The 15,467-nt window shown below is 64.0% G+C and carries 15 protein-coding genes and 1 tRNA gene; 4 read left to right on the forward strand and 12 right to left on the reverse strand.

The genetic code is table 11. From position 1 onward, the window contains the following. Positions 1-11: 11 nt before the first annotated feature. Both E4680_RS02390 and E4680_RS02395 read right to left on the reverse strand, forming a co-directional pair. On the reverse strand, positions 12-1,529 hold the full coding sequence (locus tag E4680_RS02390) for a fumarate hydratase (RefSeq protein ID WP_135280768.1): 1,518 nt from the start codon (positions 1,527-1,529) through the stop codon (positions 12-14). 264 nt (positions 1,530-1,793) lie between these two features. After that, positions 1,794-2,423, reverse strand: coding sequence for an SDR family NAD(P)-dependent oxidoreductase (locus tag E4680_RS02395; RefSeq protein ID WP_135280769.1), 630 nt, complete (start codon positions 2,421-2,423; stop codon positions 1,794-1,796). Positions 2,424-2,555: 132 nt separating this feature from the next. Between E4680_RS02395 and E4680_RS02400 the strand changes: the two genes are divergently transcribed. Continuing rightward, positions 2,556-3,197 carry a hypothetical protein gene (locus E4680_RS02400; RefSeq protein ID WP_135280770.1) on the forward strand — a complete coding sequence of 214 codons (642 nt, stop codon included), beginning with the start codon at positions 2,556-2,558 and terminating at the stop codon, positions 3,195-3,197. 10 nt (positions 3,198-3,207) lie between these two features. Here the strand turns inward: E4680_RS02400 and E4680_RS02405 are convergent, their stop codons facing one another. After that, entirely contained in the window at positions 3,208-3,918 is a 711-nt protein-coding gene (locus E4680_RS02405) for an FHA domain-containing protein (protein ID WP_167792338.1), read from the reverse strand. Between the two features lie 13 nt (positions 3,919-3,931). Then, positions 3,932-4,783 (reverse strand): PP2C family protein-serine/threonine phosphatase, encoded by an 852-nt coding sequence (locus E4680_RS02410; protein ID WP_167792339.1) that lies wholly within the window; start codon positions 4,781-4,783, stop codon positions 3,932-3,934. Positions 4,784-4,885: 102 nt separating this feature from the next. Between E4680_RS02410 and radA the strand changes: the two genes are divergently transcribed. Together radA and E4680_RS02420 are read left to right on the forward strand one after the other, a co-directional pair. After that, entirely contained in the window at positions 4,886-6,244 is a 1,359-nt protein-coding gene (gene radA, locus E4680_RS02415; RefSeq protein WP_135280773.1) for a DNA repair protein RadA, read from the forward strand. After that, complete coding sequence (locus E4680_RS02420; RefSeq protein WP_205688714.1) at positions 6,241-7,197, forward strand: RluA family pseudouridine synthase; 957 nt, start codon at positions 6,241-6,243, stop codon at positions 7,195-7,197. Before radA ends, E4680_RS02420 begins: the two co-directional genes overlap by 4 nt. 21 nt (positions 7,198-7,218) lie before the next feature. Here E4680_RS02420 and E4680_RS02425 read toward each other — a convergent pair whose 3' ends face one another. After that, positions 7,219-7,809, reverse strand: a complete 591-nt coding sequence (locus tag E4680_RS02425; RefSeq protein WP_135280774.1) for a Maf family protein — start codon at positions 7,807-7,809, stop codon at positions 7,219-7,221. A gap of 208 nt (positions 7,810-8,017) precedes the next feature. Here E4680_RS02425 and E4680_RS02430 point away from each other — a divergent pair, with 208 nt between their 5' ends. Then, positions 8,018-9,769 (forward strand): class I adenylate-forming enzyme family protein, encoded by a 1,752-nt coding sequence (locus E4680_RS02430; RefSeq protein WP_135280775.1) that lies wholly within the window; start codon positions 8,018-8,020, stop codon positions 9,767-9,769. Between the two features lie 35 nt (positions 9,770-9,804). Here E4680_RS02430 and tesB read toward each other — a convergent pair whose 3' ends face one another. The 7 genes from tesB to E4680_RS02465 form a co-directional block, all read right to left on the reverse strand. Beyond that, positions 9,805-10,680: an acyl-CoA thioesterase II gene (gene tesB / locus E4680_RS02435; protein ID WP_135280776.1), complete on the reverse strand. Its 876-nt coding sequence runs from the start codon at positions 10,678-10,680 to the stop codon at positions 9,805-9,807. 163 nt (positions 10,681-10,843) lie between these two features. After that, a tRNA-Leu gene (locus E4680_RS02440) sits at positions 10,844-10,930 on the reverse strand. 68 nt (positions 10,931-10,998) lie between these two features. After that, a complete protein-coding gene (locus E4680_RS02445; RefSeq protein WP_135280777.1) occupies positions 10,999-11,760 on the reverse strand; it encodes an SDR family NAD(P)-dependent oxidoreductase in 762 nt (253 codons plus the stop codon). 16 nt (positions 11,761-11,776) lie between these two features. After that, positions 11,777-12,625 carry a squalene/phytoene synthase family protein gene (locus E4680_RS02450; protein WP_167792340.1) on the reverse strand — a complete coding sequence of 283 codons (849 nt, stop codon included), beginning with the start codon at positions 12,623-12,625 and terminating at the stop codon, positions 11,777-11,779. Next, positions 12,622-13,341, reverse strand: coding sequence for an HAD-IA family hydrolase (locus E4680_RS02455; RefSeq protein ID WP_135280779.1), 720 nt, complete (start codon positions 13,339-13,341; stop codon positions 12,622-12,624). The genes E4680_RS02450 and E4680_RS02455 overlap by 4 nt, the downstream gene beginning before the upstream one ends. Further along, positions 13,334-14,047, reverse strand: a complete 714-nt coding sequence (gene ubiG, locus E4680_RS02460) for a bifunctional 2-polyprenyl-6-hydroxyphenol methylase/3-demethylubiquinol 3-O-methyltransferase UbiG (RefSeq protein WP_135280780.1) — start codon at positions 14,045-14,047, stop codon at positions 13,334-13,336. The genes E4680_RS02455 and ubiG overlap by 8 nt, the downstream gene beginning before the upstream one ends. Next, positions 14,040-15,377, reverse strand: a complete 1,338-nt coding sequence (locus E4680_RS02465; protein ID WP_135280781.1) for a TRZ/ATZ family hydrolase — start codon at positions 15,375-15,377, stop codon at positions 14,040-14,042. Before E4680_RS02465 ends, ubiG begins: the two co-directional genes overlap by 8 nt. Positions 15,378-15,467: the final 90 nt, after the last annotated feature.

Below are 15,467 nucleotides of genomic sequence, written 5' to 3' on the forward strand. Positions count from 1 at the left end.
TCGGGCCCGGCTTAGCCTTCGGTGACCGGGATTTTGCCGATCTTCGCTTGCCACACTTTGGGGGCGGCGGCGTGGATGGATTCCCCGCCGGTATCCACTGCGACCGTGACCGGCATGTCCACGACCTCGAATGCGTAGATGGCCTCCATGCCGAGTTCGGGGAAGGCCATGACCTCGGCTTTGCGGATGGCCTTGGAGACGAGATAGGCGGCGCCGCCCACGGCCATGAGGTAGACCGAGCGGTTGTCCCGGATTGCCTCGACAGCAGCCGGGCCGCGTTCGGATTTCCCGATCATGCCAAGCAGGCCGGTCTGTTCCAGGATCGTGCGCGTGAACTTGTCCATGCGCGTGGCCGTCGTCGGGCCGGCAGGACCCACCACCTCGTCCCGTACTGGGTCGACGGGTCCGACGTAGTAGATGAACTTGCCCGTGAGATCGACCGGCAGCGGCTCGCCGCGCGCCAGCATATCGATCATCTTCTTGTGCGCCGCGTCGCGACCGGTGAACATCCGGCCCGACAGCAGCAGGGTTTCGCCGGTGCGCCAAGTCGCGACATCCTCCCGGGTCACCGTGTCGAGATTGACACGTCGAGCACTGCCGACGTTCCAGGTGATCTGTGGCCAATCCGTTACCCGCGGGGGGGTCAGCTCGGCAGGGCCCGTGCCATCGAGCACGAAGTGCGCATGGCGGGTCGCGGCGCAATTGGGGATCATTGCAACCGGCAGATTGGCAGCGTGGGTGGGGTAATCCCTGACCTTGACGTCCACGACTGTGGTCAGCCCGCCCAGACCCTGTGCGCCGATGCCGAGTGCATTGACCTTGTCGTAGATCTCCAGTCGCAGCTCCTCGGCCCGGTTCTGGGGGCCGCGTGCGATCAGGTCCTGGATGTCCACGGGCTCCATCAGGGATTCCTTGGCTAGCAACATGGCTTTTTCAGCCGTTCCGCCGATTCCGATGCCCAGCATACCGGGTGGACACCAGCCGGCGCCCATGCTGGGCACCGTCTTGACGACCCAGTCGACGATGGAATCGGACGGATTGAGCATCACGAACTTGGACTTGGCTTCCGAACCGCCACCCTTGGCTGCCACCTGCACATCGATGGTAGTGCCGGGAACCAGCTCCATGTGAATCACGGCCGGCGTGTTGTCGCGGGTGTTCTGTCGCTTTCCTGCTGGGTCGGCGAGCACCGAGGCACGCAGCACATTGTCCGGATGACCGTAGGCGCAGCGCACGCCCTCGTTGACCATCTCAGCCACGCCCATCGTGGCGCCATCCCAGCGCACGTCCATGCCGATCTTCAGGAACACCGTAACGATGCCGGTATCCTGACAGATCGGGCGATGACCCTCCGCGCACATGCGCGAGTTGATGAGGATCTGCGCCATGGCATCCTTCGCGGCCGGATTCTCCTCCCGTTCGTAGGCGGCGTGCACGGCCTGGATGAAGTCGAGCGGATGATAGTAGGAGATGAATTGAAGGGCGTCGGCGACGCTCTGGATCAGGTCGTCCTGCTTGATCGCGGTCATGGGCAACATCCGGCTGGCGAACGAAACGGGCCCATAGTGTAGCCGATCGCCCCGGTTCTTTGGCTCGACCGGGCCAGATGGCGCCGGTCAGTTCCTCGCCCGTCTGCCACAGACGGCGGGTCAGGATCGGATCGCGACGGGCGGGCGAACTCACTCTTGGCTTACCGGCGCTGAAATGGCGGCCGGTCACCTGATCCACCTCTGCTGAGCTGGCGAGATACACGACTGTCCGTGCGCTCTTCTCGGGCGTCGCGAGCAGGGGTGCTATTCAGCGGGGGATCCCTTGATGTTTGAGCCGATGATGCCGGGATGCAGGCAGTTGGCCGGAATTCCCGTACCTGCGAGCCGGTGCGCCAATTGATAGGTAAAGAGGATCGTCGCCAGCTTGGAGGTGCCGTATTGACGCCAGATGCCATAGTGGTGCTGAGCCTGCAGATCCTCGAAATCCAAGCGGCCTAGACGATGGGCGATCGAGGCCACGGCAATCATGCGCGCGTCTCCCGCGGCTGCGAGCGACTCCAACAGACGATGGGTGAGCAGAAAGGACGCCAGAACATGCATTGCAAACCGCAACTCGTGGCCGTCAGCGGAAACGGCGCGGTGTTTCTTCATCACGCCGGCATGGTGAATCGGGATGTCCAGCTGCGGGTAACGCGCGGCGTATTCCTGTGCGACGGGGTGCACCTGCGCGAAATCGGCCAAGTCCGCCTGGAGCAGGTCGATCCGGGGATTGCCGCTATTTCCACGGCCCCGAGCCTGGGCGGCGTGGCGCCGTTCCGGGTCGCGGCACAGCATCACCACCCGGGCCTGCCGATGGGCCAGTTGCGTGGCAGCGGCCAGGCCAATCCCGGGGTTGGCACCGGTGATGAGGCAAATCTTGCCGGTCATGTCCATGGGATGCAGTCCGTGCTGTGGAGAAAATGAACTCCAACATAGTTCAATGCGCGGGGGGACGCCCGCATGTCTCAATCTGGCGCTTTCGTGGCCGATTCATTGAAAGAAATGGGATAGCTCCTGTAAGCGGATATGAAACTGAATACGTCGACCCAACCCACGGCGCAACATGCGGCTGGCAGCATGCTGGACACCTTCCGTCGCATGCCGTTCTTTGAGGATGCCTATTTCCATATGCGCGCCAGTCACCTGACCTTGGCCGATGGCTATCTCCGGGCCCTGGAGGAGGGATATCGTCTGGCCACGGCAATGCCCGAGGACGAGATGCTTCTGGGGCATCTGTCTGAGATGTGGATGATGGGTGTCTTTGATCTGCTGCATGCCTGGCGCGAACAGGCGCGGGTGGTGTTGACCCATCCCGGACTCAGCGATCAGGTCAGCACGGCATCGGTTTCGGTCGAAATCAGTGAGCAGATCGCCGGTTCGGCCAATCTGCGCAAGGTGATTTCCCGGTTGCGGCGAGATGTTCGGTACGCCCGGAAGCTGCGTCGTTACGCAGTTGCCGTCGAACAGATCTATAAGGACCTGCGCGAAGTTCGCGAACTGTTGGCCCGCTATGAAGTGCTCCGGGTCCATCAATCCGCTGCTGCGGCACACGTCCGTCTCGATCCCGAGAACGGTTCGCTGCTCTACGCGTTGCGCACGCGTCATGGCACCGTGCGTCCGATCTCCCGTGTCGAGATCGCTGATCGCCTGATGGGCCTGCGTCCTTGACGAACGCCGGTCAACTTGATGACGACACGGCGAAGAATCCCAGCGTGATGCCCGCCAATTCGATCACATCGTTGTCCTGAAGCAGGTAGGGACCGGGCGCCATGGGTTTGCCATTGACCTTGGGCGGCTCGCCCCGGTCGCCGATCGTGGGAACGTAGTGCAGGGTGTAACCGTCATTGGATCGACGGATGGCCGCGACTTGAACACCGGGACGACCGAGGGTGGTGAGGGGCTTGACCAATTCCACCGTGCGGCCCACCTGGCGGCCGCTGAGTAACTGCAGCCGTGCACGAGGCCCCGGTTTGAACACCGGCATGGGCCCGGTAGCCATGTCCCGTCGTTCCCGTGCGGCTCGGCGATCAGCGTCGGATGCGGGTCGGGCGGTCGTCGGCTCCCGCTTGAGCACCACGGTCTTGTCGAGTCCCTCATCGGCCAGATTCTCTTCATAGCGCAGATGGAAGGGGGCGATGGTGACTTCGTCGTGGGTGTGCAGCAGGGCGCGTTGAATTGGGTCGCCGTTGAGCAGGGTGCCGTTGGTGCTGCCCAGATCCTCGACGAAGGCGGCCCCACCGATCCAGCCGATCACCGCGTGGTGACTGCTGACCGCGGGATCGTCGAGGTGGATGTCATTACCGCGTGCACGGCCGACCGTCACGCGCTCGCTTTCCAACATCCATTCTCGAATTGCAACCTGATTGGCCAGAAGGATGATTTTGGCCATGGCGGGTTCCTCTTTATGGTTTCTTATTGTTCTGAGAGGTCTTGCGCCGCAACAGTCGGCGCCACCACGATGGTTCGGCGGATGCGACCGAGGCTGCGCGGACGTGACCGAGAATGACCGAAATATTGTCCTTTCCGCCACGGGCATTGGCCGCCTGGATCAGGGCGCGCGTCAGCCGGGGTAACTCTGGCATGAAGCGCCGGAGATTGGCGAGGATATCGGCCTCGCTCAAGCTGTCGTGAAGCCCGTCGGAGCACAGCAGGAACAGATCATCTGCTTGCATGTCATGTTGGCCCAAGGTCACATCCACGTTCGGTTCCACGCCCAGGGCGCGGGTCACGACGTTGCTCTTGCCCAGGCGTTTGACTTCGTCGGCGCTGAACATCCCGCGTGCGATAAGTTCTTCCTGCAGGGAATGGTCGATCGTCAGTCGTTCCAACCGGTCACAGCGGAAGCGATAGAGTCGGGAGTCGCCCACGTGGGCCACATACACTCGATCCGTGACGAACAGCGCCGCGATCATGGTGGTTCCCATGCCCCGATACTCGGCCCGGGTGCTGGCTGTCTTGAGGATGCGTTGATTCGCCAGCTGCACGGCTTGCTGGAGCAGGATGCCTGCGGGGGCCGGTGTGGCAGAGTCCGGGGAAACCGATGGATCGAGGCGGGCGAGGCGTTGGCGCACCAGGAAACCAACGCTGCGCACAGCCAATTTACTGGCGACCTCGCCCGCGTTATAGCCGCCCATGCCGTCGGCCAGCACCGCCAGCCCGGATCCGGGATCGATCTCGATGCTGTCTTCATTGTGGCTGCGAACGCGACCCGTGTCGCTCTGCCCACAGAATTCGATATTGAAACGTTGGCCCATGGTGGATTCCATCGGGAGGCGGAGTTACCGAGTCAGCGGGTCCGCGGTCATCCGGTTTACTCATGTTAAGATCGGCGATCATTGTGCAACATTGAATGTTTCATGAGCAGAACAAAGCCGGCGTATGTCTGCAGCGCCTGTGGGGCCGTTGCATCGAAGTGGGCCGGGCAGTGTGCCGACTGCGGCGCCTGGAATACGCTGGTGGAGTCGGTTCGGGCTGCTGCGGGGTCCAGCCGCGGGGGCTACACGGGTCAGCTCTCTGAGGTCCGGCTGCTGTCGGAAGTCGAAGAGGCGCAGGATCCCCGCATGCCCACCGGGGTGAGCGAGATGGATCGCGTGCTGGGTGGCGGATTGGTGCCCGGTGCGGTGATCCTCATCGGTGGCGATCCAGGTATCGGCAAGTCCACGCTGCTGCTGCAGCTCGCGGTCGGTTTGCAGGCGCAGCTGCCGGCCTTGTATGTGGCTGGCGAAGAATCGTTGCAGCAGATTGCCCTGCGTGCCCGGCGGCTGGGTTTGCCGCCGGCACCGTTGGCGCTGGTGTCCGAAACCGCGGTGGAGCGCATCATCGCCTGCGCTCAGGCGCGCCGGCCCGGGCTGATGGTGATCGATTCCATCCAGACCATGTACACCGAGCAGCTGCCCGGTGCACCGGGATCGGTCGGGCAGGTGCGGGAGTCAACGGCGCAGCTGGTGCGTTTCGCCAAGCAAAGCGGGGTGATCGTGGTGCTCATCGGCCACGTCACCAAAGACGGTGCCTTGGCCGGGCCACGGGTGCTGGAGCACATGGTCGATACCGTGTTGTCGTTCGAGAGTGATCCGGGCGGGCGCTATCGCATGTTGCGGGCTACGAAGAACCGCTTTGGCGCCGTGAATGAACTGGGCGTTTTCGCCATGACCGATGCGGGCCTGAAAGAGGTGGCGCATCCTTCGGCGATCTTTCTCTCGCGCCAGGACCAGAGCGCTGCCGGCAGCGTGGTCACCTGCGTGCGCGAGGGCAGTCGTCCGCTGTTGCTGGAGGTGCAGGCACTCGTGGACGACAGTCCGCTGGCCAATCCGCGGCGCCTCACTGTCGGGTTGGAGCACAATCGGTTGGCGCTGCTTCTGGCCGTTCTGCATCGCCATGGTGATGTACCCCTGTTCAACCAAGATGTGTTTCTGAACGTGGTGGGCGGCATCCGGGTGAATGAAACCGCCGCGGATCTGCCGGTGGCAGCAGTCGTGGTCTCCAGTCTGCGCAATCGCCCCATTCCGTCCGAGACAGTAATCTTCGGCGAACTGGGTCTTTCCGGGGAGGTGCGGCCGGTGCCCTATGGCGAGGAGCGCTTGCGCGAAGCCGCCAAGCACGGATTTACCCGGGCGCTGGTGCCATTGGCGAACCGTCCCCGGCGAGGTGCGGGGATCGGCACGATGGACGTGCAAGGCGTCCGGCATCTGGCAGATCTGCTCGAGGCGCTGGCATGAATCCCAAGCCGGCCTCGATGGGAACCGGTGTTCAGTACGTCGAGGTGAGCGCCGAGCGAGCTGGGCAGCGTCTGGACAACTTTCTGATGGGTCAGCTCAAGGAGATTCCGCGGCCGCAGATCTATCGCATCCTGCGCAAGGGCGAAGTGCGGGTCAATGGCCGGCGTGCCAAGCCCGACCTGCGCATCCAGGCGGGCGACCGGGTGCGCTTGCCACCGCTGCAGCGCGCTCCCGCCGCCGAAGTCGCCATACCGCCAGCGAGCCTCATCGGGGAGATCGCCGGGCGCATCCTCTACGAAGACGACGGCCTGCTGGTCGTCAACAAGCCAGCGGGTTTGGCGGTGCATGCCGGGACCGGGGTCGCCTACGGGCTCATCGATGTACTGCGCGCCCTGCGTCCCCATTGCCCCGAGCTGAATCTGGTGCATCGTCTGGACCGTGGGACCAGTGGTTGCCTGGTGGCGACCAAGACCCGAAGCGATTTGCTCACCCTCAACCGCGCTTTTGCCGATCGCCGGTGCGAGAAAGTATATCTGGCCCTTACCCAGGGACGCTGGGGCAGGGGGGAGGTCGTGCGGCGTCAGGCGCTCGACATCGATCATCGCCAAGGGGGTGAGCGGACGGTCCGGGTCGATACGGCACATGGGCAAACGGCGGTGAGCCGGTTTCGCCAGGTCGAGCGTTTCGACGGAGCGAGCCTGGTGCGGGTGGCCATCGAGACTGGCCGAACGCATCAGATTCGTGTCCACGCGGCCGATGCGGGCCATCCCTTGGCGGGAGACGATCGCTATGGCGATCGTGTGTTCAACCGCCAGATGGCGCGTCTCGGGCTCAGGCGGTTGTTTCTTCATGCGGCGGCGCTCTCACTACCGCTCGACGGACGCGAACCGCTGCAGGTGGAGGCGCCGCTGCCTGCGGATCTGTCCGGTGTCCTGAAGGCGCTGCGCGGCTGATTCAGCCTCATGAGTCAACAATCAGGGTAAGGTAAATCCCGCGCGGCGCAGCATCGTCGCCAGGCGGATCAGTGGAAGTCCCATCAGCGCCGTGGGGTCGTCGCTGTCGATCGCCTCGCACAGGGTGATGCCCAACGCTTCGCTGCGTAGGGCGCCGGCGCAGTCGAGCGGCTGGTCCCGTTCCACATAGCGGCGAATCTCGCCCGCCTCCAGCGCCCGAAACCGGACGGTGGTGACGACAATGTCCACCTGGCTTCTCCCGCTGGTGGCATCGAGCAGACACAAGCCACTCAGAAAGCGCACTGCCTGTCCCGACAGTTGGGCCAGCTGTGCGCAGGCCTGGTCGGCCGTGCCCGGTTTTCCCAGGATGGTTTCCTTCGGACCCACGGCAATCTGGTCCCCGCCGATGATCACGGCGTCCGGATGCCGCCTGGCCACCGCCTCGGCCTTGGCCAGGGACAGCCGGCGGACCAGCGCATCCGGCGATTCGGCGCCCTGCGGCGATTCGTCGGTATTTGGGGAGACGTACTGGAAGGGAATCTGCAGCCGTTCCAGCAAGGCGCGGCGATAGATCGATGAAGAGGCGAGGATCAGTGGGGCGGCTTGGGCCATGAAACAACAACCTGTCTGCGCGAGAACTGGACGTCCATGTTCCCATGACCACCCGCGGGCGGGTCAAGCCGTCCGGTGATGGGGCGTTGCTTCGGATGACCGCCGTGCATCCGCCCGGAAGATTTACAAACCGCTTCTATACTTCAGAGAGATCCGACTCGGGTTGTTGTGCGATCCCGATCGGAAAATCTCAAGGAAGGAGAGGTGCATGGCAGGCAACTTCATGGAGGAAGCCCTGCGGCGTTGTGTCCGTCACAACCCCGAGGGGATATTTCTGATCTACGGTGATCAGCGTGTCACCTGGCGCGAGCTGGATCAGCGCGCCAGCCGGCTGGCCAGCGCTCTAGCCGGCCTGGGGGTGGGGCCGGGAGACCGGGTGATCCTGATGTTCCATAACTGCCCGGCGTTTTTCGAGTCTAATTACGCGGTGCAGAAACTCGGCGCCATTCCGGTCCCGATGAACTACCGCTTTACGGCGCGTGAAATCGCCTATCAGACCAATCACTGTCAGGCCAAGGCATTCGTGTTCGAGCGACTGTGGCAAGACGCCGTGGCCGGCGCCCGTGCGCAGATGCCGACCGTGCAGCACTATGTCGGCCGGGATACGCCCGAGTTTGCCGGTGCCCACGAATATGAAACGCTCATCACCCGTAGCGCCCCGGCGTTTCCGGTGGGTCCGGCGAACCTCGAGGACACCTGCGTGCTGTGCTACACCGGTGGCACCACCGGATTGCCGAAAGGCGTCATGTTGACCTACGGGAATCACGTGCGCATGGTGCAATCCATCGTGCGGACCGTCGTCGGCGCCCTGGGAGGCTTTCAGGTCACGCCGGATCTGGAGGCGATGTTGCGACAGCATCTGCCGGGCCCGGCCGTCGGCGCAGCGAAATCCGCACCGGTGCGCTATCTGCTCGGGCGGCGCTGGCTGCAGCGGGGGATCATCAGCCTGGCCGATCGCATGATCGGCAGTGCGTTGGCGGTGCGCCTGGGATCGCGTCGGCCGATCAAGGCCATGATGCCCTCGTTTCCGATGTTCCACGATGCGGCCTATCAGCTGGCGGTGCTGGCACCGCTGCTTGGCAACATGACCTTGGTGATGCCCCGCAGTGTCAGCTTTGAGCCCGAGGCGGTGTTGAAGCTGGTGGAACAGGAACGCCCGATGTTGCTGGGGAACGTGCCGACCGCGTGGCGTATGCTGGTGGACTATCCCGATGTGGCGCGGTTCGATCGCAGCTCGGTGGTGGCATGTGCCACCGGGGCCGGAGTCTGTCCAGCCGCCCTCAAGCGCAAGATCTTCGAGGCTTTTCCGGGCGTGGTGATCGCCGATGGGTTTGGTCAGACCGAGATGACGCCGGTGACGTCCTTCCGCTTTGATTTCAGCCCGGCCTCGCTCAAGGACCATTGTGTCGGCAAGCCGGTGGTGGAAACCCGTATCGTTGATGAGCAGGGTCGCGATGTGCCATCCGGCGAGATCGGGGAGATCATCTACCGCAGCGGCTCGGTCATGAAAGGCTACTTCAACGAACCGGACAAGACCGCCGAGGCCGTGCGCGCCGGCTGGCTCTACAGCGGCGATCTGGGCTACTTTGACGCCGATGGCGATCTGCGCGTCGTCGAGCGCAAGAAGGAATGCATTTCGAGCGGTGGCGAAAAGATCTTTCCGCACGAGGTGGAGGAAATCCTGCTCGAGCACCCGGGCATCGCGCAGGTCTGCGTGATCGGGGTGCCGGATGAGAAGTGGGGTCAATCGGTGCGAGCGGTCGTGGTGCCGAAAGCCGGAGTCGCGCTCACGGCCGAGGCAGTGAGCGAGCATTGCGAGGGCCGCATTGCGGGCTACAAGAAACCGCGTTCGGTCGTCATCGCCAAGGAATTGCCCATCTCACCGGTGGGCAAGATCCAGCGGCGCGAGGTGAAGGAAACCTACGGCGCGGCGGTTCCACCCGCGGCGGCGAGTGGTTGACGGCCTTTACCAGGCGTGGGCTTGGATTTGCCGAATCAGCCGGTGGGAGTGCCGACGCGCAGGCGCAACAGGCCTTCCTGCGCACTGGAAGCAATGCGTCGGCCCTGCCGGTCATAGAATCCGCCTTGGTTGAACCCGCGTGCGCCTGAGGCGCTTGGACTTTCCATGTGATAGAGAATCCAGTCGTCGATGCGGAACGGACGATGGAACCACAGGGCATGGTCCAGGCTGGCGCCCTGCAGGTTGCCTTGGAAGAACGTGATGCCGTGCGGCAACAGGCTGGTGCCGAGCAGATTGAAGTCCGAAGCGTATGCCAGCAGCGCTCGGTGCAGGGCCGGCTCATCGGGCAGTGGGTGCTTCGCCCGTAGCCAGACTTGCTGGACCGGCTCGCGCCGTTCGGGCGTGAAGAAATCCACCGGGGCGACCGGGCGCATCTCAATGCCGACTTCCCGTTTCAGGAATCGGCGCAAGGGTTCGGGAACCTTTTCCGCCAGCTGTTCGCGCAGTTCCTGTTCCGTGGGCAGGGATTCGGGTGGCGGTGCTTCAGGCGCCTGGGCCTGATGGTCAAGTCCTTGCTCCTCGTGCTGGAACGAGCCGGAAAGCGTGAAGATCGGTTTGCCGTGCTGCAGTGCAAGAACACGCCGGGTGCTGAAGCTTTTGCCGTCACGCAGTCGCTCCACCTGATAGATGATCGATGCCTTCATGTCGCCGGGGCGCAGAAAATAGGCATGCAGCGAATGCGCTGGGCGCTCGGGCGCCACCGTGCGTTGAGCCGCCACCAGGGCCTGCCCCACGACCTGGCCGCCAAACACGCTGAATCCGCCCAGGTCGGCGCTGGTGCCGCGGTACAGATTCTCGTCCAGAATCTCGAGGTCCAGTTGCGCGAGGAGGTTTTGCAGGGCGGGTGACATACAGGCTACTCCCGAAAAGCGGTTCAATCCGGAAGGGGATTGTAGATCGGTGGAGCCCGTTTCGGCAGGGCGGGGGAGTGCGAGCCTGATGCAATGGCGCCACGAACGAGGCTTCAGGCTCACCCGGCGTGAGCTGCAATCGGTCACCCGCGCATCGATCCGATGGTGCCGGGAGCGAGAGTCGAACTCGCACTCCCTCACGGGAACCGGATTTTGAGTCCGGCGCGTCTACCAGTTCCGCCATCCCGGCACAGGATCGAAGCGCGCAAGTATAGCCCAGGTGCTTAGGAAACCCAATGGGCCAATACAGACCGCGGGTCATTCATCCCAGGGGCCGCCTTCACCAATCACAAACGATCGTCCGGTCAAGCCCCGGCCGCCCGGCCCGAGGAGGAATAGGTAAGGCCGGCATACGGCCTCAGGCAGCGGCAGGTCGGCGTGGGCGGGTTCAGGATAGATGCGCTGATACAGGGCCGTATCGACGAGGCCTGGGTCCAGGCTGTTGACCCGGATGGGCGTGTTGGCTTCGGTTTCTTCCGCCATGATCTGCATCAGGCCCTCTAGGGCAAACTTACTGGCTCCATAGGCTCCATAGTAAGCCTTGCCACGGCGGCCGGTTGCGTCACTGCTGAACAGGACCGAAGCATCGCTCGAGGCCATCAGCAACGGCCAGCAGCAGCGGGTCAGCAGGAAGGGCGCATTCAAATTGACCTGAAGGGTGCGATACCACTCCTCGATGGGATAGTGGTTGAGCGGCGTCAGCCCGTGCAGGTGAGCGGCGTTGTGTAGCAGGCCGTCCAGTCGCCCGAATGTGCCTTGGATCTGATCGATGAGTCCTTGGCATTCGTCCCAGTGCAGGGATTCCAGATTCAGGGGCGCGATTGCCGGTTCGGGTCCCCCTGCAGCCTTGATGGTGTCGTAGACCTGCTCGAGTTCGGCCACCCGTCGGCCGCTCAGGATGACCGTCGCGCCATGCCGTGCCAGCGCCAGGCTGACAGCGCGGCCGATTCCTCGGCTTGCGCCGGTCACCAGAATGATGCGGTCCTGTAGATTGAAAGAGTCGGATAGAAAGGCGTTCATGGGCTGAACCTTGAGATCAGGGTTGAAAATGGCTGGGTTGCCGCAATGCCCTGCGATGCCGGCGGGCCGCCTGCCAGAGAATGCCGAGTCGGCGGATGGGCGGCACGGCCTGTTGCGCCGCACTGGCTTCAAACTGGCGGTGACGCCAGCGGGCGAGACGCTGCATGGCCAAAGCCAGTTCCAGTCGATGCGGCAGCAAGGCTGGTCGGCTCGGCTGGGTGGTTTGCAGATGTTCCAAGCGTTGCTCGACCTGCTGGATCAGTCTGCCATAAAACGTCTGGACCGGCGTTTCGGGCGGCGTGGCAGCCAGCTGCATGGGGGTCAGGCCAGCGTCATGCAACCAAGCGACTGGTAGTTCGACATGACCTTGGGCGGCCTGGCGGGGCAGACGCAGGAGATGCCGAGGCCACGCCGCCAAGACGCCCCAGTGCTGACCGGCAAGTGCAGCGTTGCGATCGAGCGCATCCGCCACCAAGGCCCCGAAATGGCCGCCGCGGCGCATCAGGAGATCGTCCAGATCGCGTTCATCCTCGATTTCTCGGTACTGTAACTCGCTTCCCCATCCATCACACCAGGTCAACAAACGGCTGCGATCGAGCGGCTTGCCGCCCGCTTGTGCCAACGCCACGAGGATCGGATGATCGTGGGTCTCGGGGTAGGCGCTCAGCCCGTCGCGCCACCATTGCAATTTGGTGGCGGCAACGCCCGGCTCGACTGCATGAATGGCCAGATCCTCGATTTCCACCCGCAGGGCGTAGAGCGCTTCGAGCATCGAGCGGGTGCCGGCTGGAGTGAAGCTCAGCATGACGCGCCATTCCGGCGCGCGTCGGTCAAGCACGTCTTGGCAATAGGCCTGGGGTGTCATGACGTCCGATCCAACCAGTTCAACAGGTCGGTGGGTTGGTGGACGAGGCCATGCGCCGGCCATGCGCCGGGTGGGTCGGTCTGTTCGACATAGCCATACGTCGCGGCCAGTGACCATGCGCCGGCGGCGCGGGCCGCGAGGATGTCGCGCCGGTCGTCGCCCACCATGACGGCCATCGACGGCGGAACCCTCAATTGCGCGCAGGCCAGATGGATCGGCGCCGGATCGGGCTTGCGTACCGGCAGCGTGTCGCCGCAGACGAGACAACCGGCACGCTGGCTGAGGCCCAGGCCGTCCATAAGGGGGTGGGTGAAGCGGCGCGGCTTGTTGGTGACGATCCCCCAGCACAGGCCGCGCGATTCGATCTGGTCGAGCACGCGGTCCATGCCGGGAAAGAGTCGGGTCCGGACGCAGACAGCGCCGGCATAGTGATCCAGCAAGGCGTCCACCAGTGCTGCGGCTTCCGGTGCCCCGCTGTCCAGACCGAAGCCGCACTGGATCAGGCCGCGGGCGCCTTTGGAGACCCAGGGGCGAATCGTGTTCAGCGGCAGTTCGTCGAGGTCGGCCTGACGGCGCAGGGTATTCAGTGCGGCGCCCAGATCGGGGGCGGTGTCGGCCAGTGTTCCGTCGAGATCGAACAGCACGGCCCGAATGAGTCGTTCGCCGTCGGAGTCTCGCCCGCCCGTCGGGATTGCCGCCTGCACCCGTTCAACCATCGCGGCTGCAGTGCACCAAGTAGTTTACGTCCACCCCGGGCGCCAGCCAGTAGTAGCGCAGCAGCGGGTTGTAGTGCATGCCGGTCAGGTCGCGCAGGGTCAGGCCATTGCCGCGGATCCATCCCTCCATTTCCGAGGGGCGAATGAACTTGGCGTACTCGTGCGTCCCGCGTGGCAGCAGCCGCAGCACGTATTCGGCACCGACAATGGCGAACAGGAAGGATTTGGGTGTCCGGTTGATGGTCGAAAAATACAGCTGTCCACCGGGCTTGACCAGCCGCGCGCACGCCGCCACCACGGCGCCGGGATCAGGGACATGTTCCAGCATTTCCAGGCAGGTAACGATGTCGTAGCTTTCCGGCTCCGCCGCGCTCATGGCCTCGGCGGTCTGCTGCAGGTAGCGCACCTGCGCGCCGGATTGTTCGGCATGGATGCGGGCAACGGCGAGGGGGGCTTCGCCCATGTCGATCCCGGTCACATCGGCGCCGCGCAGGGCCATGGCTTCACTCAGCAGTCCACCGCCGCAGCCGACATCCAGCACCCGGCGGTCCTTGAGCGGGCTGCGCTGGTCAATGTAGTTGAGCCGCAGCGGATTGATGTCGTGCAGCGGCTTGAACTCACTGTGCGGATCCCACCAGCGGCTGGCCAGCGCTTCGAACTTCTGGATTTCCTGTCGATCGACGTTGTCGCCGGCATGTTCAATCATCGGAATTCTCCTGGGAGGCCGTGGCAATGCGAATGCCCCATTCGCGCGCCTCCTGAATCAGCGCTGCTTCATCCATGTGGGTCAGGACGCCGTTTCGCAGCAGGGGTCTGCCCGCCACCCAGACATCGGTGACGTGATCGCGGTGAGCGGTATACACCAGTTGAGAGAGCGGATGGTAGAGCGGTTGCCGATCGAGTCCGCCCAGATCGACTGCCACCACATCGGCCCACTTGCCGGGACGCAGGCTGCCGGTCTCTTGGTCGATGCCCAGTGCTCGTGCACCATTCAGCGTGGCCATCTGCAGGGCCTGAAATGCCGGCACGGCAGCGGCGTCTTGGCTGACGCCCTTGGCCAGGAGCGCGGCGGTTCGCATTTCGGCCAGCAGATCGAGATCGTTGTTGCTGGCGGCGCCATCGGTTCCGAGGGCGACATTCACCCCGGCAGCCAGCAATGCCGAGACCGGGCAGAAGCCGCTGGCCAGCTTCAGATTGGATTCGGGACAGTGAATGACATGTGTGCCGGTCCGGGCGAGGAGGGCGATTTCGTCCACCAGCAACTGGGTCATGTGGACGGCCAGGAAGCCCGGACCCAGAAGGCCAAGCGCCTCGAGTCTCGCCAGCGGGCGGCGCCCATCGCGCTCGGTCGCCTCGGCAACCTCGCCTGCGGTCTCATGGACATGCATGTGGATCGGCACATCGAGCTCGTCCGCCAGCACCTTGAGTCTTTGCAGCGGCGCATCGGAGACCGTGTAGGGGGCATGCGGGGCGAAAGCTGTCCGGATCAGCGGGTGTTCGCGCCACGCGTCGTGCAGGGCGAGTCCCTTGGTGAAATAGTCGTCCGCGTTACGGGCATAGCGGGTGGGAAAATCGAGCACGATCATGCCTAAGCAGGCCCGCAGGCCGCATTCGGCTGCGATCCGGGCAGTCTGCTCCGGGAAGAAGTACATGTCATTGAAACAGGTGGTGCCACCCTTGATCATTTCGGCCATGGCCAGCCGGCTGCCGGCTTCCACGAAGTCGGCGTTCACCCAGCGCTGCTCAGCCGGCCAGATATGTTCGCCGAGCCAGCTCATCAGCGGCAGATCGTCTGCCAGGCCGCGCAGCAGATTCATCGCGCTGTGTGTATGCGCGTTGATCAGGCCGGGAATCAGGGCCTGCTGCGGCAGATTGATTTCGGTGACGGCCCGGAAGCGCTCGCGCGCTTCGCGTTGCGGAAGCACCGCTACAATACGCCCATCCAGGATCGCCAGGCTGTGCGCGGGCCAGACCGCGCCTTCGGGTTCGACCGGAATGATCCAAGCAGCATGCAGCAGAGTATCGACAGCGTCCACGGGCAAGTCTCGCGGGCCAGGAATGTGGACGAAGTGTAGCATCGGCCGCCGCGCTGCCGCAGGGGTGGCGCCGTGCTAGAGTGCGCTTCC

This window comes from Candidatus Macondimonas diazotrophica, from assembly GCF_004684205.1.
In the GTDB taxonomy this organism is placed as follows: Bacteria; Pseudomonadota; Gammaproteobacteria; order UBA5335; family UBA5335; genus Macondimonas; species Macondimonas diazotrophica.